We start from the raw sequence: 21,776 nt of genomic DNA, 5'->3' as shown, positions 1-21,776 counted from the left end.
CGATGCAAGACCCTATTACGTTGCTGGCCAGTCTGGAGCGACAAGGCATTCTGCTGGCGTTAAACGACGCCGGGCAGTTGACTTCCAAAGCACGCCCCGGTGCCATCAACGCCGACCTTGCGGCCTTGATCAAGGCACAAAAAACCGGTCTGCAACACACCCTGGCCGCCCGCGCCCGCTTTGAACTGCCGCTGACGGTCAGTGGCGCCGACACCGGCCCGCTGACATCATCACAAAGTGGTTTGTGGTTTCTCAGCCAGCAAAGTGAAGGCCTGACCATGTACAACATGCCGATCCATTTCCGGCTTTATGGCACGCTGGACAGCACCGCGTTGCACTGGGCTTTTCTGGCACTGCATTATAATGAACCCGGCCTGCGCACCGCATTCCGACAGGACGCTGACGGCGAGCCATTGCAGCAGATTTTAGCTCCAACCGACTGTCCGCTGCTGTATCAACAACTTGATCTCAGTGCCCTCGCCTCCGATGTCCAGCAACAGCAGTTACAGGAACTGCTCAGCCTCGACATCCGGGCGCCATTTGACCTGACGTCAGGTCAGCTCAGCCGGGTGGTGTTGATCAAACTGACACCAACAGAGCATGTGCTGGTATTTACCCAACACCATCTGATTTCAGACGGCTGGTCGATTAAAAAACTGTTTGGCCGGTTGCGTCAGCTGATGGCAGCGTACCAGCAAGGGGAACGACAGATGCCGGCGCCACCGGCACTGACCTTTATCGATTATGCCCGTTTTGAACGTTCCAGCGCCTGCACTGACTATCAGGCGCTGTTCCTGCCGTACTGGCAGCAGCAACTGGCGGGGATCAGCGCTTTGCATAGTATCCCGACTGATTATCCGCGCCCGGCGGTGTTATCGAGTGCCGGCCAGGTACATTTCAGTTATTTACCCAATGCACGCTGGCAACAATTTAAGCAGCTGTGTCAACAACAAGGCGCAACGGCGTTTATAGGCGTCCATGCGTTGATTGCATTGCTGCTGCACCACTACAGCCGTGACAACGACCTGCTGATCGGCACACCGATCGCGGCGCGGGATCGCAGCGATGTCGATGAGCTGATTGGCTTTTTTGTCAATACGTTGCTGCTGCGCACTCAGCTCGACCAGCAGTTGGGCTTTGTACAATTTCTGCAGTATGTGCTGGCCACCGACCTGGCCGCCTTTGACCATCAGATCCAACGCTTTGAAGTCTTGCCCGAGGCGTTGCAACTGGCACGTAGCCCTTCAGCAAATCCGTTGTTTCAAATCATGTTGATTTATCAGGCGATGGTTGAGTTTGACGAACTGCTGCCGGGGATCAAAGGCCGTGATCAGGTGTTGCCGGACTTACCGGCTAAAACCGATTTGGCGATTAAACTGACTGAAACACCGGAGCATGTGCGGATCGAATGGTTGTTCAGTACCGACCTGTTTGCGCTGCCAACGCTGGAAGCCATGGCGACGGCGCTGGAGCTGTGTTTCGACCAACTGCTGGCCGATCCACAGCGGCCGATAGGTCATTATCAGCTGGCAGCCACTGCAGATCCCGCTTGCAACGCAGCTGATTTGAGCCAATCCCAGCTCCCGGATCCGCCGCTGCAACGACTGGCTCAATGGGCCGCAGCGCAACCGCAACAACTGGCAATTGACGACGGTAGCCGCCGGCTCAGCTACGCAGCTCTTGCAACAGAAGTAGCACAGGCCAGACTGCGGCTACAACAACAAGGATTAGTCGCAGGCGACCGGCTGGCGCTGCTGGGGGCGCCATCTGCCACGCTGCTGACGCTGATCCTGGCGGCGCAAGCCGAAGGCCTGACGTACCTGCCGCTGGAACCAAAACAACCGGCCGCACGGCTGGGGCAACTGCTCAGTGACGCCAGTCCGGTATTACTGATTGAGCTGGAAGCCAGCGGCGAGCCGTTGTTATGGTCAGGACCACGACTTGACTGGTCAGGTGTCCTGCCAGAGTTGGCCGCGGCCCAACCGGCCATGCTCACGGCGACAATGACTCCGGCTTATGCGCCCGGCCAGCCGCTGTACCTGATTTACACCTCAGGCAGCACCGGGCAGCCAAAGGGCGTCGCGGTGTGCCCGCAGGCCTTTAACCGCTTGTTGTCAGACCACCAACAACGATTTAGGGTGGCACCCGGCAGCACACTGTTGTCGCCGATGACGCTGGCCTTTGATGCCGGTCATATGGCGGCGCTGCTGGCGCTGTATGCAGGCAGCAGCCTGTATCTTGGCAGCGCTGAACAGGTGCCGGCGTTATTGCAACAGCATGACATCCAGCATCTGATCTGTCCGACGGCCTTGTTACAGGTGCTGGATACCAGGCAACTGGGCGCTTGTCAGTCGCTGATTTTTGGCGGTGAAGCCTGTCCGGCTGGCCTGATCCAGCGATTCCCGCAGCAGCGGCTATTTAACCTCTATGGCCCGACCGAAGCCACAGTGACCGCATTTTGTGATGAAGTGCGCGCCGATCGCAGTGTTGGGCTTGGTGCGCCGATCCGTCACATTCAGGCATTTATTCTGAACGAACAGGGTCAGCACTGCGCACCGGGCATGGCGGGTGAACTGGTGCTGGCCGGGCCACAACTGGCACTCGGTTACTGGCAGGGTGACAAGTTACAAGTCGCCCCTGAAGCCGGTGGTTTCTGCCGTGGTTTTTATGCCGCAGATCCAACCTTGCGGATCTATCGCAGCGGCGATCTGGTGCGTCGCCATGGTGACGGTCAGCTGGAGTTTCTGGGCCGGCGTGATCAGCAGCTGAAGTTGCGGGGCTACCGGATTGAACCACAGGAGATCCTGCAGGCACTGCAACAACAGGTGCCGACGCTGCGACAGTGCCACGTGCTGATCCGCCAGCAGCAGCTGTGTGCTTACGCGGTCTGTGATGGCGAGGCGCCGGATGCAGAAGCGGTACTGCGACAACTCGCCCGGCAACTGCCGCCTTATCTGCTGCCAGCCCGGCTGATCTGGCTGCAAACGTTGCCACTGACCAGCAATGGCAAAATAAATGTGGCGGCTCTGCCGGAACCTTCACAACATCTCAGTTCCCAAACCGAACCGCTGGCGCTGCTGGAAGCAAAACTGCTGCAACTGTGGCAACAGGTCCTGCCCGGCCAGTATGGTGCCGATGCCGATTATTTTGCCATCGGCGGCGATTCGCTGCGCAGTATCCGCCTCACAGGCCTTGTCCGGGAACTGGGTTATCAGTGTGAAGTGCGGGATCTGTTTGAACAGCGTACCGTGCGCCAGCTGGCGCAGTTGCTGGCCGATCCGAAACGACGGCAGCTGTCGTTAGGCGAACAGGGTGTGTTAACCGGCGAATTTCCACTACAGCCGGTGCAGCGCTGGTTTTTCGATCAACAGTATCAAAACCCGGGATACTTTAATCAGGCGGTGTTATGTGCAGTCCCGGTATTCGCCAGCGGCCAATGGCGCCATTTTCTGGATCAATTACTGGCACAGCATGACGTACTCGGTCTTGCAGTGCAGCCAGCGGCGGGCACCCAACACTACGCCGGTATCCCCATTGAGCTGCTGGAACTGGATGCTCACAGCCTCAATGCTGCCGAACTGGTACAGCAAAGCAACGAACTGCAACAGTTTGCGCTGTCGTCGACCGGCCAACATGGCAGCCTCTGCCGGGCCGTGCTGTGGCGCGGGGGTGCCGATGCGCTGCGACGGAATAGCGCCATCACCGCGGCAACTCAGGCTGCGTCGCTGAGCCAGCTGCCGCAGGGTCACGATGTATTGCTGCTGATCTGCCACCATCTGCTGATTGATGCGCTGTCCTGGCCGGTGTTGTTGTCCGATCTGCGCCGAATTTGCCGTAGTGAAAGTCTGGCCAGCAAAACCCATAGTTACCGGCAGTGGGGCGAACAGCTGCGGGCTTATCGGCAGCAACACGGCGCGCAACTGACGTTATACCGCCAACTTTGTCAAAATGCCCTGCCTTATCGCGCCACGCCAGCGACTCAGCCAGAGCCGGCCACGCTGACGCTCAATACAGAACACACTGCATTGTTGCTGGGTTCCTTGCATCAGCCGCTGGGTACCGATCCGGCGGATCTGCTGTTGCTGGCGATCGCCCGCACACTGGCGCAGCTGGCGATCTGTGAAAAACCGTTGTTGGCGCTGGAAAGTCACGGCCGTCATGCCCTGACAGCTGCCGATGGTAGCGCGCTGGATCTAAGCCGTAGCGTCGGCTGGTTCAGCAGTCTGACGCCGGTGCTGGTCGATACCACCACAGCTTTTTCGCAGATGCTGACCGCTGCCAAAGATCAGCGCCGACTGTTGCCCGATCAGGGGATCGGCTTTTTATTATGGGCCAGCGAACCGACCCATCAGCTGACGCTGCCGCCGGTGGTCCTCAATTACCATGGTGTGCTCAGCAGCGCGGATCCGGCTGCAGGTCAACATAATGGCCAGAATCACGGGCAGGCCGACCGGCTTTGCTTCAGTCCGCTGCGACTGGCAGAGCCGCTGCGCACCATTGCCACTGACAACCAGCACCGGCAGCTGATCAGCCTGCACGGCGCGGTCGTCGACGGTCAGTTGCAGCTGCGGCAGATCGGCGGTATTGCCGGCATCGCCAACAGTCATTTGCTGGAGTTATTGCAACGTGAAATCCAGGCAGTGCTGGCCGAAGCCGCCACACTGGCGCTGGGGGGCAAACGCCTGACGCCCGGCGATATGCCAACCGCGCCGACCACCAGCACTGAACTGGCGCTGTTACAACGGCAATATCCGCTGCAGACGGTACTCGCGGCGACACCGCTGCAGCAAAGTATGCTGGCGCTGGCACTGCGTGACCCGCACGACCGGGCTTACCATCAACAAATCCGCCTCGATTTCCATGGTGCTTTTGACGCTGCTGGTTATCAGCAGGCATGGCAAGCCCAGACCAACCGTTATCCGGCACTACGCAGCTGCCTCTACTGGCAGCAACAACCACTGGAACTGGTGCTACAGACCGTGCAGATCCCATGGCATCAGCACGAACTACCAGCTGCATTACAGCAGGCGGAGTCGCAGCAGAAAGAGCAATGGATCAGCCAACAGGCGGTGCAGCAACTCAGCACTGGCTTGCGTCTGGATACAGCCCCGTTGCTGAAACTGCAGTTGCTGCAGATCTCCGCCAGCCACCATGTGCTATTACTGCTGATGCACCATGCCATAACCGATGGCTGGAGTATGCCAAACCTGATGAGCAGTGTGCAGCAGCATTACCAGCAGCTGCAACTTGGCCAGATGGTGCCCGCTGCGCCCGATCAGGCTTATCTGCCGTACCGGCGGCTGCTGGAACAAACGCAAAAAACCACGACCGCTTATTGGCAACAACAACTGCAACGACCCCACCCTGGTTATCCACTATCTGAATACCTGGCGGTGGATCTGCGCCTGCCCACCCCCCGCCAGCGCCGGGAGCTCGCTTTGCAACGGTTACAGCCGGTCGCGGACAGTCAGCAATTGCAGCTGTTTTGCCAGCAACAGGGCATCACTCCGAGTGTGCTCGGGCTGTACAGCTGGCATCTGTTGCTGCAACAGCACAGCCGCCAGCCGATCAGCTGTTGTGGTTATGTGGTGGCTGGGCGGGATCTGCCAGTCGCCGGACTTGGGCAGAGTGTTGGCCTGTACAACAACACAGTGCCGTTGTTATTGGACTGGCGGGAAGTAGACAGCCATAGCAACGGCTTGCAGCAACTACAACAGCAATTGCTGTCAGCCAACGCGCATCCGGCTTGCCCGCTGCTACAAGTGCAAAGCCGCAACCACAGCTGGTATGAATCGGTATTTTTATATGAAAACTACCCCAAGCCATCGCCGTCAGTGGACGCGCTGCTGCGGCCACAGCTGATCGGCGAGCCGCACGAGCCGGTGGAATTACCGCTAGGCGTCAGCATGGCCGATCACGGCGGCCAGTTGCTGTTTGCCTGTTATCTGGATCCGGACCAGGTCGACCCAACCCTGGCAGAAAAGCTGCTCGATGCCTGGGTTGGTATCGTCTGGCAATTGTGTCGTGAATTGTGTCGTGGCCAGAGCTGGCAACCGCTGTGCTTTGATGCGGCAACCGGCACACAGAGCGCTCACCACGCCGCAGTGGCGGAGATCAGTTTGCAGGAACCACCGGGACTGACTGAACTGTTGTGTTTGCTGCCGGCCGAGCTACAGATCCGCCCTTCACAAGCGGCGCAGCCATTGCAGCAACTGGGACTGACCTCTTTGCACAAAGTGTTGCTACGCACCCGCTTGGCGCAGACGTTTGCCTGTGAGCTGCCGGTTGATCTGTTTGAACAGGCAGACACTTTGTATCAATTGCTTAGAGTGCTGCGACGCTGTCGGCAGACCGAACTTAACCAACAGAGTTTTTAATGGAGCCGCATATGGAACAGCTTAAGGAACAGCGCCACAGACCTGTGCCGCAGGCGCCAGCCAGAATACGGCTGGTGCAGGTTGTGCAGAGCCAACCGGTATCCGCCAATTTGCGGCGTATTACCCTGACCGGCTCCGCCCTTGCCGAACCTCCGCATTATTGGCCGGCCTGCCATGTCAAACTGTTGTTGCCAAAACCAGGCCAACTGCAACCGCTGCTGCCGGTGTTTGGCGAACATGGCCCGGTATGGCCGGATCAGGCACTAAAACCTGATGTCCGGACGTTCACAGTGCGGGCACACCGGCCTGAGCTGGCGGAAGTGGATATCGATGTGGCAATCCATGGCGATAGTAGCCCGGCCAGCCGTTTCGCCCTGCACTGCAAGCGCGGCGACTATTGCGCCTTGTCGCTGCCGGGTGGCCCGCAACCGATGTTGCCGCCAAACCTGCCGTTTTTACTGGTCGGCGATATGACCGCCTTACCGGCGATCTGCGCCATGCTCGAACAGCTGCCAGCAGATGCACAAGGGACGGTGTTTTGTCTGGTCAGCAGCCACGACGACATTCCGCAACTGAAGGTGCCGGTCCGGGTAACTTGCCACTGGCTGGTCGGCAACTATCAGCAAACCGCATTGCTGATCGACACCGTCAAAGCCGCACCATTACCGGCACCGGGCAGTTCCATCTGGCTGGCCGGTGAAGAACAGATAGTACTGCAATTGCGCCGCTACCTGCGTCATCAGCTGCCGCTGCAACGTGAGCAGCTTTATGCCATTCCTTATTGGCGCGCCGGACTTGATGAAGCTGCATACGAAATGCCACGGCATCAGGTGATGGACGATAATGCTCCGGTCGCCGGAGCCTGACTTTGCAATTTTCAGGGATCTGAATGATGATCAACACCAACACCATACTGCAGTTGTCCGCGGCGATATCTGCCCCCACTGCGGCGGCAATTGTCGCCCTTTGGCAGCAACAATTGCCCGACGCAGCGGTTGAATTTGGCCAGCACCGCCTGCTGCGCTCCTTGTGGCAGCAACAAGCGCGCACTGTACTGCAACATCAAAAGCAGCACCAAATTCCGGCCATTCTGCAGATCTGGCAACAGGGTGAGAGCTGCTGGTTGCTGCTGAGCTGGCAGCCAGAGCACTGTGATTTGAATGGGCTGTGGCAAGCCTTAGCGACCGTGCCAGCCACAGCACCGAGCGGGCACAAACCGCTGCTCCCGCAGACGGATCCAGCCCAATTCCTGCCCACCAGCAAATCCGGCTGGCCATCGCTGCCATTATCGCGGCTGCGCCACCAGCTACAGCATAGTGTGCTGCAACCGGTAGAACTTTTTTACAACACCGCCCCCGGTTTAACGCTGCAACAGGAACAGCTGACACCCGCTATTGCCACCACGCTTTGCAGTGACAATCCAACCGCGTTGTTGTTTCTGACACTGCCCTTGCCCGCTTGTCTGGCGCAAGCGCAGCTGGTCATCGCCGCAGTGGCGCAGGGTCTGTGTCTGCTTGATGTACCAGGCGGGCAACAGCAGCTCGCCGGTCCGCTGTTGTCGCCCCTGCAACAACAGGCGCTGCTCGAAGGGTTTTATCGGGATGATACCGACGCATCCGCCAGCGTGCTGGCCGCTGCAATCGAGCCACCTTGCGCGGTCACAATTTTGTTTCAGCAACTGCAGCACAGTCAGTTTGCGCTGGAATGGGGTGAACAACATTGGTCCGCCAAAGCACTGAGTGGACTGGTCGCGGCCTGGCAACACCAGATCTCCCATTTGCCTTTGGGAGCCATTGTGGCGGTGGATCTGGCGCGTGGCCCGTCACAACTGGCCGCTTGTCTGGCATGTTTGTTTGCCGGTTGTGCCTTTGTGCCGTTCGATCGGCAATTACCGGCGCTACGCCTGCAGCAACAGCTGACTCAATTACAACCGGCGTTACTGCTCAGTGACCGACTGACGCCTGCCATGGCACTGCCTACAATCCCGGTAACTAAACTCCCAGTAACTACAATCCCAGTAGCTACAATCCCGGTGGCTACGCTGCCACATCATGCGGTCAATACGATACCGCTGTTGCAACCGACCCGCAGCACAGCACTGGCTTATCTGATGTTTACGTCCGGTAGCACCGGCACGCCCAAAGCGGTGATGCTGAACCGTCAGGCACTCAGTACTTTTCTGGCCGCAGCTGCCGAGCGCACAGCGTTACAACCAACGCAGCGGGTGCTGGCCCATACCAGTGTCGGTTTTGATATCTCGCTGCTGGAACTGCTGTTGCCGCTGTATTGTGGCGCCCGGCTGCGCTTGCTGGCAGAGCAACAAAACCGGGCACTAGCGGCCGAACCTGCATTATTGGCCGGTGTCGATTTGCTACAGGGAACCCCAACGCTGTTTCGGGCTTTACTGGCTTCAGGCTGGCAAGGACAAGCTGATTTGACTGTCCTTGCCGGCGGCGAGGCACTGGATACTGCACTCATCAGCCAGCTGAAAAAACGCTGCGGCCGCTTGTTGCACTGTTACGGACCGACTGAAGCCACCATCTGGTCGATGATGGCCGAAACACCAGAAACGCCGGTGCTGGGCCCGTCCTTGCCCGGCTACCGCCACCGGGTTCTGTGCAGTGATGGAGGTCGTGCCCGCGCCGGGATGGTCGGTGAATTATTGATTGCAAGCCCGGCACTGGCTGACGGCTATTGGCAGCAAGACACATTGACCGCACAGCGTTTTGTCACCGCCGCCGATGGCGTGCGCTGGTATCACAGCGGTGATTTGGTCAGGCAATTAACGGCAGATCGCTATCAGTATCTGGGCCGACTTGACGATCAAATCAAACTGCGGGGTCATCGCATTGAACTCAGTGAAATAGAATCCGTATTGCGTCAGCAAAGCGCGGTGTATGACTGCGCAGTATTGTTGTTGCGCGAACCGGATCGGCTGCTAGCCTGTCTGGTCGGCGAACAAACTCAGGAACCCCATATCCGCACTCAGCTCACGGCGCTGCTGCCAACCTATATGCGGCCACAATTGCTCTGGCTGGACAGTCTGCCGTGTAACTCCAGCGGCAAAACTGACAAACAGGCATTACAACGTAGCTTGTGTTTGCAAACGGTGTAGGCTTTACACGGATTGTGACGATGGTGACAATTTGTGATCGATACCCAAACTATTTAAGGAAGTGAATTTCAGCCCCGATTTCAAGGGGCTTCGTCCTACAGTGGATTGGCCTTGCTGGGGTTGAAATCCTGCAATCGATTGATTGCAAATATGATATTTTCTTCACTAAACAGTGACAACTTACGCTGTCCCCAATTTTCGCCTGCAGGCCAGTTAGCAATGCCCTCTTTCACCGACTCAAGTGTCGGTTCACATCCCGTTTTAAACAGCAACCAATCTACAGTCGATAGCAGTTCCATCCCAAAAGGCGACTCGAAACCATCAATCAATTGTGTCGCTGCTTCCAGTGCAGGCAAATAGGGTTTTGCTTCACTACTGAGATATGCCAATACCGCACTTTTTTCATCATCATTAAACCAGATCACGTCCAGTGGCTCACAGTCCGGGATCCGTTTATCCGCTTTTAAATAACTGCCATCCAGAGCATTCAGCAGATGGTCGAGATTATTGGCATAAGGTCCGTAGAAATTAGCAGTGAAGTGCAATTTCAGTTCATTTTTCAAACCATGCTGTTCAATCACACGCTGTAAAAACCAGGCTAGCTTTTGAATTTCCAGTAAACTGCAATCCATGCCGAGGATCCAGTAGCGCCTGACCAGTTCAGCAACTAAAGCTCGGGCGGGAGTCAACTTTTTCACCCCTAGCTTAGCCGTTACGTTTTGATATTGGGCTGTAGGCTCGTAAATCAGTACTTCAACATCAGCTAAATCACCCAAAGCCGACTCAATCCTTTGCTTTACCTGTTGCCAGTCAAGTCCACCATTCCCTGCACCAAGCGGTGGGATAGCAATAGATCGCACCTGGTTATCGATTATAAAATGGCGTAGATCTATGAGTCCTTCGTCAATCCACTCCATTTTAGATGGAGATTTCCAGTGTTGTTTCGTCGGAAAGTTGACAATCCAACGTGGCCCTAACAGCTCAGAGGTTTCGGTCACAAACATCTTCCCCGTAACCACCTGTTTAACTTTACAAGCTTTAGCATACTCCAGCATGTTTTTCGGGAAACGCTCTTTAAACATCAACGCAATGCCCTTGCCCATCACACCAACGGTATTTACCGTATTGATCAGAGCTTCGGCCGGAGCGTCCAGTAAATTGCCTTGAATATATGTAATCATTAGAAGTACCACCCAGGACGTACACGGACATCCATCAACAACTGTCTTTGTTGTAACCAGCCGTTTAACTGCTGCTGAACCACCTCATCGTAACAAACCATCCCCTGTAATGCTTGAACAGGGCAATGCTGATGTACCAAAAATTCAGCCTGATATCGTTCAAATTTAGCAGGGTCATTCATGTTCCGACTGAAGTCGCGAGTTTGCAAAATAGACCAGTCGATTTGACTTAACTGTGCTGGGTCTTTGTAAAAGGTTGCCCACTGATAATAAGCATGCATATCCGTATACGCATAGTCCAATGTCAAGTGCTGAATACGCTCCACAGAAGACACCAATATCACGATTTCCTTATTAGACCGTTGCGGCACACCCCGACCAGATAGAATGTTCAACAACATCGGCGAAAATGGTGTGAAATAAAACGGCACATAGTCATTTAAACAACCATATGGCGGCACTGGTACTGGATGATTTGCTCTTTTACCGATCAACTCGGAATTACCAATAGACACCCATTGACCGCTCTTTACAGTGCTACTGCCACAATGCAAGCCGTTATCTAGGATCCAAGGGATATTATCGCGATGCACTATTCTCCAAATCAACCCTCGTTCCGGATTTAATGTGCCGCTATAGTTGTATGCCATCGTCAAGCTCCAACAAACATATGCGGAGTAATGTTTACGTGGCATAAAATACCATGTGCTGTTTTTAATTGTTCGACTTGCTGTTTTGAATCACTATCTCTGACGTTAATACTAAAAATACTGCCAGGTGCAACTGCATAAGGTGACAGGCACTCAGCCATACACGTTAAGCGGCACGGCTCATGACGATAGTCTCTGCGGTTCATTAACTCCCAGTCGATTGCCTGCATGCCGTCCTCGTAATTCAGAAGCTGAATTTGCCCTGTAGCCAGCGGATGCGTTGGAATTACTTTCCAGTTTTGTGCAGCGGCAAGAGCGCGTGAAACGGCAAGTAATACAAAATTTTTTTGCGGATGATTATTCTGAACTTTGCCATCAAAAGGATTTTTGGCAAAAAAATGGAATGGCACATAATTTTCAAGTTGTAATCCACACCGTGACGCAACGATAGCTGGATCTGCTACGTCAACAAAACCATTCAGATACCTACGAGGTAAGATCCCTTGCCTTAAAATGGAACCAAGGTTTTCAATGTCAGTTAAGTGATATAGCTGTTTTTGCGTCCTGATATCAACCATAAGTAGTCCCTTGAATAAGTCTGTTTTTTCCGTTAAGCAGGTTGCTGACAGCAAAAAATTAAGATAAAACTCTCTGAAAATCCACATAAAAAGATCAAAATGGTGAAAATACAGCCGATGATATCGACCTATATTTTTGAAGTCATAAACCCTTTTTAAAGACTTTGACAATGTGTACTGAGTTTAACCGCCAGCTACCAGCGCCACAACTTCCACCACCCCAAACATTAGTACCCCGGCGCAGACCGGCCAGCCTAAGGAGCGGGTGCGACGCCACACCAGCAAGGTGGTCAGAATGCCCAATGCGGTAGCGAGCCAGGCGCTGAAGCTTTGGTTTGCAGGCACCAGCGACACGCCAAACATCGCCGCGATCATGGTCGGCGCCAGCACCGTCAGCCAGACCGGCATTGGCGCGTCGGTGGCTGCGGCTTGTTGCCGGATTAAATGGCGTTTCATCCAGAGCATTGGGAGCACGCGCAACAAAAATGTGCCTACTGCACAGATGGCCATCGCCAGCCAGACCGCGTTATCCATGACCGTTATCCATGACAGTTATCCATGAGCTTTAACTCCGTTTTTTATCCTGGCATTCACCCGGGCCTGCAACAGATAAAACATTGCCACCCCGGCCAAAGCCGCCAGCGGAATAGCGCCATTGCTGATGCCGAGTAGTTTTAGCAGCATTGCGACACTGATAGTGCACACCAACGTCAGCGACCACACCGTTGAGGTAAAACGCGGCGCCAACAACACCAAAAATAATGCCGGTAGCGCAAACGGCATCACGTCTCCCAGTAGCGGCCAGCGCTGGGTAATTTGCGCCCCCGCCACCGCCCCCAATGCAGTACCGGCGATCCAACTGAACCACGCCACCAGCGCTGCAGCGGTATACCAACCCAGCCGATCTTTCTCAGCTAGCAGTGGCAACCGACTATGCGCCAACGCAAAAATCTGGTCGGTGAGACCATGCATCAACCAGGGCCAATAGCGGCTTGGCGGCAAATAAGGTGCTAAATTAGGCCCATACACCACATGGCGGGCGTTGATCAGCAAGGTCATCAACACCACCAGCCACAAAGGCGCACCGGAAGCGACCATCGCAATAAACAAAAACTGCGAAGCGCCGGCATAAATCAGCGCCGAAATCAGGGTGCTTTCCAGCGCACTAAAGCCAGCTTGTACCGAAATAAGCCCAAAGGAAATCGCCACCGGAATATAGCCACCCAAAAGCGGCAGAGCATCTTTTGCACCCAGCCGCCAGGGCGACGTTGTCGGGCTGGTGTTGCCAGCAGTGTCCATCAGTTGGCCTCCCCTGTTGGATCAACGATGACATCGGTGCCAACATCAGCTGAATTTGCAGCAGGTTGATAGACAATGGTTAATAATGCCGTCGCCCAGCTTTCGCCAGTGCGATATAAATGTGGCTCGTCGGCCGCAAAACGATGGTTTTCGCCAGCGCGAAGCAGCCTGATATTGCCGACATTGCCCACTTCCAGCTGACCGCTGATCAAGGTAATAGCTTCAACAGTGCCGGCCGCATGCGCTTCGGCGTTGCGTTCGGTAAAAGGTGCACAGGACATCCAGTACGCATCGACCGCGGGTTGATCGCTGCCCTGGTCAATGAGCCTGACCATCACGCCATGATCGCCAACTGCCACATTCACCGGTGCAATCAGATCACCAAACGGAACTTTTAGCTGTAGCGATAAACGCCAGATGGTGTCGAGCGTCGGATTGCCGCAGCCCTGCTCTAGTCGCGATAAGTTTGATTTGGCAATCCCAGCGTCTGCCGCCAATTGCGACAACGACAAGCCACGTGCCAGCCGTAAGCTTTGTAAATGCCGTCCCAAAGTTTCGAGGGTTGGTTTGTCCATCGGGGATTCTTTCAAGTGTTCGATATATAGAACGTTCTATATAACGAACGACTAAATGTCAAGCAAGCACAGATTAATCTTCAGCTTGCGGCATTTTTTGCAGCCACATTGAGTGTGTTGCCTACCAGTGATACCCAAAATCATTGAAGATTCGGGTAGGCGGCAACTGAGTGAATCCCCAGGAGCATAGTAGTCCTATGTGACTGGGGTGAATGAAGGCGGCCAACAACCCCGAATCTTCAAGGATGAAGGGTATAAATCGATTAAGTTGCTAATTAACTCCGACAGTGACTAGGCTATATACTCATTTTCTCAAATTACCCAAAACTGAGCGCTCATGTCGATTCAACGTAAATTTCTGGCTATCCTGATTGGCGTCGGTTTGTTCTTTTTATTGCTGGCATTGCTGTTCGTCTGGAGTGACAGCAGCAGCAAACTGCAGAGTAATTTAAAAATGCAGGAACAAAGCTTACAACGGGAAATTTCGAATTCACTGGTGCTCACCGACTTTTTGCTGAGCCAGCAAGTCAAAGCCAGCATGAATTTATTTCAAAAAACTATCAGCGATAGCGGTGCTTTAACCACCGGCGCCAGCACCACCGTCGAACAAACATCAGTGCCGGATATTCTATTGGGCGGCACCGGTCAGGCCAATCAATTCGCGTTAGTCGATTTACATACCCAATTAATGGGTGGCACTGCGACTTTATTTAGTAAATCCGGCGATGATTTTATCCGGATCTCCACCAACGTGCAGACGGCAAATGGCCGGGCTGTCGGCACCGCTCTGGCCAAAAATGGCGCGGCAATTCAGGCGATCCGGCAACAACAACCGTTCTACGGCAATGTCGATATTCTGGGTAACCCCTTTGTCACCGGGTACGAACCCTTGCTGGATACAAGCGGCACAATTGTGGGGATCGCTTATGTCGGCTACAAAGCTGACTTGGCGCAGCTCAATCAGTTGGTCAGCAGCAGTAAGTTACTCAACAAGGGTTTTGTCGCCTTGATTGACAACAATAACGTAGTCCGCGCGGCATCTTCGCATCTGAATGAACAGCAGATTGCCGATGCACTTAAAAATCCGGCCGACTGGCAGCTGACCAAACAAGAATTTGCCCCCTGGAAATATACCATTGTCACCGCAATGAACCGGGCAGAAATCCGCAGCCATATCGGCGGGCAAATCGCGCAAACGGTGTTTTGGCTATTTATTGCGATCGTCTGTTTGATTGGTTCGGTGTATTTTCTGCTGCAAAAACTGGTGATCAGCCGCATTTTGCAAACCACCGCTGCTATCGCTGCCATCACCAATGGCGAAGGTGATTTAACCCGGCGTTTTTCGGTCTATAGCAACGATGAATTTGGCCAGATGGCACGCCAGTTCGATATGTTGTTGGAGCAGTTGCATCAAATGGTCTCGCAACTGAAAAATGTCACGGTGGATTTAGTCGGCTCGGCCGGACAGCTCGCCGGATTTTCGCAACAGAGTTTATCCGGTGCCCACGACAGTGCCCAGGGACTGACCCAGGTGTCGGATGCGGCAATTAAATTAGCCGAAACCAATCATGAAGTATCGACCAATGCCCTGCAGGCCAGCGAAAACAGCAACCTGATTGCGGCAGTGGCTGCCGAGGCAAGTCAGGCACTTGGTGCTGTGATGCAGCAGTCTGAAATTCAGGTTGAAGCCGTCGAAAAATCTGCATCAGCAATGTTGCAGCTCAGTACGGCCAGTGGAAAAATCGGCTCCATTTTAGAAGTGATCAGTTCAATCGCCGGTCAAACCAATCTACTGGCTCTGAATGCTGCGATTGAGGCAGCACGTGCCGGTGAACAAGGTCGTGGTTTTGCGGTTGTCGCTGACGAAGTGCGATCACTGGCCGGACGCACCCAATCGAGTACCAATGAAATCAAGCAGATGATTGATCAGTTGCAAAGTGGTGTGCAGCAAGTTGAACAAATGAATTTGGAATACCGCGATAAAGTTCTGGTCGCCAAAGAGCAAACGACGATGGCTTCAGTTGCCGTGGAAAAAGTAAAAAGTGCCAGTCAGGTGATTACCAGACTGAATGGCCAAATCAACGATTTGGCCAAGGTACAGCAACAGTTGTCCGATTTGATGCAGCAAAAAACCGAAGATCTGGTGCAAACCACCGAACAGAGCCGAAATCACGCCGAGCGCACTGAAGCAGCCAGCCTCAAAGTCCGGGAAATTGCCAGCCAGTATGACCAAAGTCTGAGTCAGTATCGGAGTTAACCGCCATTTCTGAAGCAAAGCCTCTGCCAGTTGTTGCGGCATCAACACCGTAATTCGCCGGCAGTGGCGGTGTCGCAAAAACCTTCAATTTGGCTCCTTCCACTATGCCTCCTTTCACTATGGCAGCTGCATCTGTTGCTGCTGTTTGAGCTGTTGGGTCAGCCGCAGTAGCGTGGCGCCTTGCGACCACTCACCGGCCATGCCGGCGACCAACGCCATCATCAGCACTAAATTGCGTTGCAGCGGACCTTGCGCCAGCAAATCATTGATTTGTAACACGGCCGCATCAAGGCCGGCGTTTTGATTGATCAACAACAATTGCATGGTGCGCTCTTCGGCACTGGCGAGCCGTGGTCGTGGTTCAACCCCCAAAGCCCGCACTGTCGCTTCGGCCAGTTGCCACACCGACCAAGGGTTTTGACCGGTGATCAGTTGCCCATCTATTACCAGATTAGGTAAATACCGCGGCCCTTCGGCAAACAACGCGCCTTGTTGTTCCAGTTTGCTTTGCAGTAAAAACGGGAAACGCTTCGCCGCATCGGGCAGCAGCAACAATTCTTCGGCATTGGTAAAACTGGTGACTTTTTTCCCTGCAAGCCAGGGCGTGCCGTCGCTGTTGGTGAGAAGCGCCAGCGCGGCTGGGCCATGACAGACCGCTAACACCAACTTCTGCTGCGCTGTCATCGCCTGCACCAACCGGGCAATATCCGGATTGTTCGGAAAGTCGAACATCGAGCCTTTGCCACCGACAAAATAAATCGCCTGATAATCTGCCGGGTTCACATCCGCTAATTTGCGGGTATTGCGGGCTTTTTGCATCGCGGTAGCATCGTTTAGAAAGGCGTAATCAAATTCCGCCATATCGTCGTCATCCAGCACCCTTGGCGCGTCGCCACCGAGTGGACTTGCCATATCCACGGCAAAACCATTGGCCTGCAATACCCAATAAAACCTGGATAATTCGGTGAGTTCATAACCGGTTTTTTTGGTTTTGCCGTCCACTACGGCAGGCGGATAAAAAGCCGTGCTGGTGACTACCGCCAGCACTTTGCCGCGTGGCTTATCATCTGCTTGGGCCGTCAGCGACTGCTGCAAATAAGCAATGTGCTCTGCCCGCGTCGCGCTCAGTTCGGTCAGTGCTGGCGAGTCATCGACCAAACTCCATAACCAACCGATCACTGCGACTATCGCTAACAAAATCGACAGCAATATCCATAAAATTTTCTTCCACATCATGCACCTCCATCATTGTTCAGAGTGACAGTGGCACGGCAGCTGTGAAATAAATGTCAAATCTGGGCGGTCTATGCTGCAATCAATACAGCATGAAAATTTCCCAGAAGGAGCATCATCGTGAAAAAAATATCAGAAATATCAATAACCATTGGCAGTTTGCTGGTGCTATTCACCCCTTTATTCAGTACGGCAGCGACTCACCTGACAGTTGCAGCCAGCACCCAGTCCTGGACTGAACTGACCAGCATGCCAATTGCTGTGCAGGAAATTTATCCGGTGCTGCATCAGGGCGAGATTTATGTCGCAGGCGGGATCAGCGATGCTTTGCCCGAGCAAGATGGGCAGATGACGGCAGCAGTGCAAATTTACGATATTGCCAAAAACCAATGGCGGCGCGGCCCGGATTTACCCGAAGGCCGGCACCATGCGCAGCTGGTATCGGTGGGTAGCGATCTGTATTTACTCGGTGGTTTTGTCCGTGCAACTTCGGCGAATAATGGCCAATTCTGGCAAGCAGGTAACTGGCAGGCCAGCGCCGATATTTTAAAACTCAGCGCCAATGCTACGCCCTGGCAAGCGGTGGGGAAACTTCCCAAACCGCTGGCCGAAACCGTTAGTTTTGTCAAAGATGATCAAATCCATCTGCTTGGCGGCCGTAGTCCGGCAGGTAGCGACAATAGCCAGTGGCAACATCATGTTGATCAGGATTGGCATTGGCAAATCAATCCAACAGATTTGCCGGCGCCTACTGCGGTGACAACCTTAACCAAGCTACCGGTGAAGAAAAACAGTGCGGCGATTGCAGTGCTGGATCAACAGGCCTGGTGGCTCGGTGGTCGCAATCGCAAACTTGGCAACTCAAATGGCTTGGCCGCTTTTGATTTTAAAAGTGCAAGCTGGTTACCCAAAGCACAAACCCCGGATTTACCTGAAGCCCAGGCTGGACTGGCTGCCGCTGCGGTCGGTCAACACATTTGTCTGTTTGGTGGTGAAGGGAGCTTGGAGCCGAACAACGTGTTTAGCACCATCTGGTGTTTCGTGCCCAAGACATCCAGCTGGCAGGCGCAGGGCAAAATGCAACCAGCCCGGCACGGCCATGGTGCTGTAGCGGTAGGTGACTCGGTGTATCTGATTGGTGGCGCGACTGTCGCAGGGCTAAAAGAAACCACAGGTTTAGTGCAGCGCTGGCAGTTGGGTTCAAAATAACCGTCTGCATGCTAAGTCATAATTCTGGCATATCTATTTGCGATGATGGTCTCTGGCGACCTCGCTTTTGAGTGATAGGAAACGACGGCAGTCTTAACTGCGCCATCCCTTGACAATTTGCCGCATTCATCAGATTTTCACTGGAAAAAACTGAGATTTCAGGTATGGTGTGCAGGTTTTTCCGCCCCACTGTCATGGGGGTATTCATCGACTTAAGATCAGCTAGACTGAAATGCCGGACTGCATAGCAATGCAGCCTGGCTTTAGCAATTTATCTGGCTGATAAGTCAATTGCTGTTCGCGCTGCCAACGATGCAAACCATCCGTTGAGACAGTTGCCCGAAACTAAGGAGCCACAATGCGTTTTTACTTTCCTCTGGTCATTATTGACGAAGATTTCCGCTCAGAAAATACCAGCGGCTCCGGCATCCGCGAACTGGCTTCTGCCATCGAAAAAGCCGGCATGGATGTGGTCGGTTACACCAGCTACGGCGATTTAACCTCATTTGCCCAGCAACAAAGCCGCGCTGCCGGTTTTATTATGTCAATTGACGACGAAGAATTTGGTAGCGGCAGCAAAGAAGAAAGTATTTCGGTGTTGGCACAACTGCGCAGTTTTGTTGAACAGATCCGCCGTCGTAACCCGGATATTCCAATTTATCTGTACGGCGAAACCCGCACCGCCCGCCATATCCCCAACGATATCCTGCGTGAGCTGCATGGTTTTATCCATATGCACGAAGACACGCCGGAATTTGTGGCGCGGCATATTATCCGCGAAGCCAAAAGTTATTTAGATTCATTAGCGCCGCCGTTTTTCCGCGCGCTGACCCACTACGCGCAAGATGGCTCTTATAGCTGGCACTGCCCGGGACACTCCGGTGGCGTGGCCTTTTTAAAATCGCCGGTCGGTCGGATGTTCCACCAGTTTTTTGGTGAAAACATGCTGCGGGCTGACGTCTGTAATGCGGTCGATGAACTGGGTCAGTTGCTTGATCACACCGGCCCGGTCGCTGCTTCTGAGCGCAACGCCGCCCGCATTTTTAACGCCGATCACTTATTTTTCGTCACCAACGGCACTTCAACCTCGAACAAAATTGTCTGGCACAGCACTGTAGCGCCAAATGATATTGTGGTGGTTGACCGTAACTGCCATAAATCGATTTTGCACGCCATTATGATGACTGGCGCGCTGCCGGTGTTTTTAATGCCAACGCGCAACCACTACGGCATTATCGGCCCTATTCCACGCAGCGAATTTGAACCGGCCACCATCCGCAAAAAAATGGAAGCCAACCCATTTATCCGCGAAGTGCTGGCGAAAAACCCGGACGTGAAACCGCGGGTGCTGACCATTACCCAGTCTACTTACGACGGTATTTTATATAACGTTGAAGAGATTAAGTCGTTGCTGGATGGCGAGATCGAAACGCTGCATTTTGACGAAGCCTGGCTGCCGCATGCTGCGTTCCACGACTTCTACGGCGATTACCACGCCATCGGCGAAGGCCGGCCGCGTTGTGATACCTCGATGGTGTTCTCAACCCAATCCACCCACAAACTGCTGGCCGGTATTTCACAGGCCTCGCAAATTCTGGTGCAAGACGCCAATAACAATAAGCTGGATACCAACTTATTTAACGAAGCTTATCTGATGCACACTTCCACCAGCCCGCAATACGCCATTATCGCCTCGTGCGACGTGGCAGCGGCGATGATGGAAGCGCCGGGCGGCACCGCTTTAGTGGAAGAATCACTGGACGAAGCGCTGGAATTTCGCCGCGCGATGCGCAAAGTTGACGACGAATACGGCGATGACTGGTGGTTTAAAGTCTGGGGCCCGGATGATTTAACTGACGAAGGTCTGGATCACCGCGACGCCTGGATGCTGCACGCCGATGAAAACTGGCACGGCTTTGGCGCGATTGCCGAAGGTTTTAACCTGCTCGACCCTATCAAAGCCACCATTTTAACGCCAGGCCTGAATGTCGACGGCAACTTCTCTGACGCAGGTATTCCTGCCGCGATCGTCGCCAAATATCTGGCCGAGCACGGTGTAGTGATTGAAAAAACCGGTCTGTATAGCTTCTTTATCATGTTCACCATCGGCATCACCAAAGGCCGCTGGAATACCATGGTCACGGCGCTGCAGCAGTTTAAAGATGATTACGACAAAAACGCCCCACTGTGGCGCATTCTGCCGGAATTTATCCAGAAATATCCGCAGTATGAACGGATTGGCCTCAAAGATTTGTGCGACCAGATCCACGCGATCTACCGCACCTTTAACATCGCCAAACTGACCACCGAAATGTATTTATCGGAAATGGTGCCAGCGATGCGACCAGCCGATGCTTTTGCCAAAATGGCGCACAAAGAAATCGAACGGGTGCCATTAGACGAACTGACCGGCCGTATCACCGCCGTGATGCTGACGCCATATCCACCAGGCATTCCGCTGTTGGTGCCAGGCGAAGTCTTTAACGAAACCATCGTCAGCTACCTGAAATTCGCCCGCGAGTTTAACGGCAAGTTCCCAGGCTTTGAGACTTATATCCATGGTCTGGCACTGACGGAAGTTGATGGTAAAAAGGTGTATTACGTGGATTGCGTGCGCTGAGTTAGCTGCGCACTCGGATCATTTCTTGGTAAAAAGCCCGCATTGCGGGCTTTTTTTATCAGTCAACGAAGAACATATCGGAGATTTTCGTTAGCCAGCCATTGCAAACTTAAATGCGCGACTCTGGTGCTACAAACTTGACTCTTGCGAGTTGGAAACAGATACTCGCTCGCAGCGTTATATGGAAATTACACTCACATTAAATGGATTTAGTCGGATGAACAATATAATTATTTTGTTATTGGTGATGATGTTTACGTCATCCGGAATGGCCGCAGAGCATGGATTTTTTTGTAGCAACTGTAGTTACGAAGAAGCTGTTGCCATTGCCACGAGCAAAGCGGCGCCAACGATACACTGTGTGATTGACCAGACGTCAACAGACGATCCTGTTGAACAATGTTCAAGTCTGCCAAAACGCTTTTTTGTGGTTAATGAAAAAAGCAGACAGATTTTTCCATTGGTGGTGTTTCACAAACATCAAAAAAACCAGCGTCAGCTGCTCACCCTTGCCACGCGCAACGGCGCGCTAAGTACTGGTCAGCAACAGAGTATCTTGTATGTTGAATCTTATTGAGTTAATAATTTTATCAGTTTACCGGGGAGGCTGTTCCGCCCTAGAGGCAGCATTATCTGACCTCGTATGTAGAGTAGCCCCCCGCCTCATTGCTCAACTCGTAGA

14 protein-coding genes are annotated in these 21,776 nt (G+C 53.7%); 7 read left to right on the top strand and 7 right to left on the bottom strand.

All coding sequences use genetic code 11. From position 1 onward, the window contains the following. Window positions 1–2 precede the first annotated feature (2 nt). The 3 genes from EOE67_RS14690 to EOE67_RS14680 are packed head-to-tail and all read left to right on the top strand — an operon-like array spanning window position 3 to window position 9,492. Window positions 3–6,377: a condensation domain-containing protein gene (locus EOE67_RS14690; RefSeq protein WP_127700092.1), complete on the top strand. Its 6,375-nt coding sequence runs from the start codon at window positions 3–5 to the stop codon at window positions 6,375–6,377. Between the two features lie 11 nt (window positions 6,378–6,388). Next, window positions 6,389–7,243, top strand: a complete 855-nt coding sequence (locus tag EOE67_RS14685) for a siderophore-interacting protein (protein WP_164852353.1) — start codon at window positions 6,389–6,391, stop codon at window positions 7,241–7,243. A gap of 23 nt (window positions 7,244–7,266) precedes the next feature. Beyond that, a complete protein-coding gene (locus tag EOE67_RS14680; RefSeq protein WP_127700090.1) occupies window positions 7,267–9,492 on the top strand; it encodes an AMP-binding protein in 2,226 nt (741 codons plus the stop codon). Window positions 9,493–9,587: 95 nt separating this feature from the next. Here the strand turns inward: EOE67_RS14680 and darG are convergent, their stop codons facing one another. Genes darG through EOE67_RS14650 form a run of 6 tightly spaced genes read right to left on the bottom strand, consistent with a single transcriptional unit; the run spans window position 9,588 to window position 13,775 of the window. After that, entirely contained in the window at window positions 9,588–10,673 is a 1,086-nt protein-coding gene (gene darG, locus EOE67_RS14675; RefSeq protein ID WP_127700089.1) for a type II toxin-antitoxin system antitoxin DNA ADP-ribosyl glycohydrolase DarG, read from the bottom strand. Further along, the gene (darT, locus tag EOE67_RS14670; protein ID WP_127700088.1) at window positions 10,673–11,323 is read right to left on the bottom strand and encodes a type II toxin-antitoxin system toxin DNA ADP-ribosyl transferase DarT; all 651 of its coding nucleotides are present in this window, start codon (window positions 11,321–11,323) and stop codon (window positions 10,673–10,675) included. The genes darG and darT overlap by 1 nt, the downstream gene beginning before the upstream one ends. 2 nt (window positions 11,324–11,325) lie before the next feature. Next, window positions 11,326–12,072, bottom strand: coding sequence for a DarT ssDNA thymidine ADP-ribosyltransferase family protein (locus EOE67_RS14665; RefSeq protein ID WP_206099614.1), 747 nt, complete (start codon window positions 12,070–12,072; stop codon window positions 11,326–11,328). Between the two features lie 12 nt (window positions 12,073–12,084). Next, window positions 12,085–12,435 carry an AzlD domain-containing protein gene (locus EOE67_RS14660; protein WP_127700087.1) on the bottom strand — a complete coding sequence of 117 codons (351 nt, stop codon included), beginning with the start codon at window positions 12,433–12,435 and terminating at the stop codon, window positions 12,085–12,087. A gap of 18 nt (window positions 12,436–12,453) precedes the next feature. Further along, window positions 12,454–13,200, bottom strand: coding sequence for an AzlC family ABC transporter permease (locus EOE67_RS14655; RefSeq protein ID WP_127700086.1), 747 nt, complete (start codon window positions 13,198–13,200; stop codon window positions 12,454–12,456). Then, window positions 13,200–13,775, bottom strand: a complete 576-nt coding sequence (locus EOE67_RS14650; protein ID WP_127700085.1) for a helix-turn-helix domain-containing protein — start codon at window positions 13,773–13,775, stop codon at window positions 13,200–13,202. The genes EOE67_RS14655 and EOE67_RS14650 overlap by 1 nt, the downstream gene beginning before the upstream one ends. 337 nt (window positions 13,776–14,112) lie before the next feature. On the opposite strand from EOE67_RS14650, the gene EOE67_RS14645 reads away from it, so the two are divergent. After that, window positions 14,113–16,032: a methyl-accepting chemotaxis protein gene (locus EOE67_RS14645; RefSeq protein ID WP_127700084.1), complete on the top strand. Its 1,920-nt coding sequence runs from the start codon at window positions 14,113–14,115 to the stop codon at window positions 16,030–16,032. A 117-nt stretch (window positions 16,033–16,149) separates the two neighbouring features. On the opposite strand, the gene EOE67_RS14640 is transcribed toward EOE67_RS14645, so the two are convergent. Next, window positions 16,150–17,265, bottom strand: coding sequence for a type 1 glutamine amidotransferase domain-containing protein (locus EOE67_RS14640; RefSeq protein WP_164852352.1), 1,116 nt, complete (start codon window positions 17,263–17,265; stop codon window positions 16,150–16,152). 120 nt (window positions 17,266–17,385) lie between these two features. Here EOE67_RS14640 and EOE67_RS14635 point away from each other — a divergent pair, with 120 nt between their 5' ends. The 3 genes from EOE67_RS14635 (at window position 17,386) to EOE67_RS14625 (ending at window position 21,671) form a co-directional block, all read left to right on the top strand. Beyond that, window positions 17,386–18,474, top strand: coding sequence for a Kelch repeat-containing protein (locus EOE67_RS14635; protein WP_127700082.1), 1,089 nt, complete (start codon window positions 17,386–17,388; stop codon window positions 18,472–18,474). A 358-nt stretch (window positions 18,475–18,832) separates the two neighbouring features. Continuing rightward, window positions 18,833–21,094 (top strand): arginine/lysine/ornithine decarboxylase, encoded by a 2,262-nt coding sequence (locus EOE67_RS14630; protein ID WP_127700081.1) that lies wholly within the window; start codon window positions 18,833–18,835, stop codon window positions 21,092–21,094. Window positions 21,095–21,311: 217 nt separating this feature from the next. Then, complete coding sequence (locus EOE67_RS14625) at window positions 21,312–21,671, top strand: hypothetical protein (protein ID WP_127700080.1); 360 nt, start codon at window positions 21,312–21,314, stop codon at window positions 21,669–21,671. Window positions 21,672–21,776 lie beyond the last annotated feature (105 nt).

Origin of the sequence: Rheinheimera riviphila (genome assembly GCF_004005945.1) — a bacterium.
Taxonomy (GTDB): Bacteria; Pseudomonadota; Gammaproteobacteria; order Enterobacterales; family Alteromonadaceae; genus Pararheinheimera; species Pararheinheimera riviphila.
The sequence above is the reverse complement of the archived record's forward strand: the minus strand, read 5'-3'. Positions and strand labels throughout refer to the sequence as shown.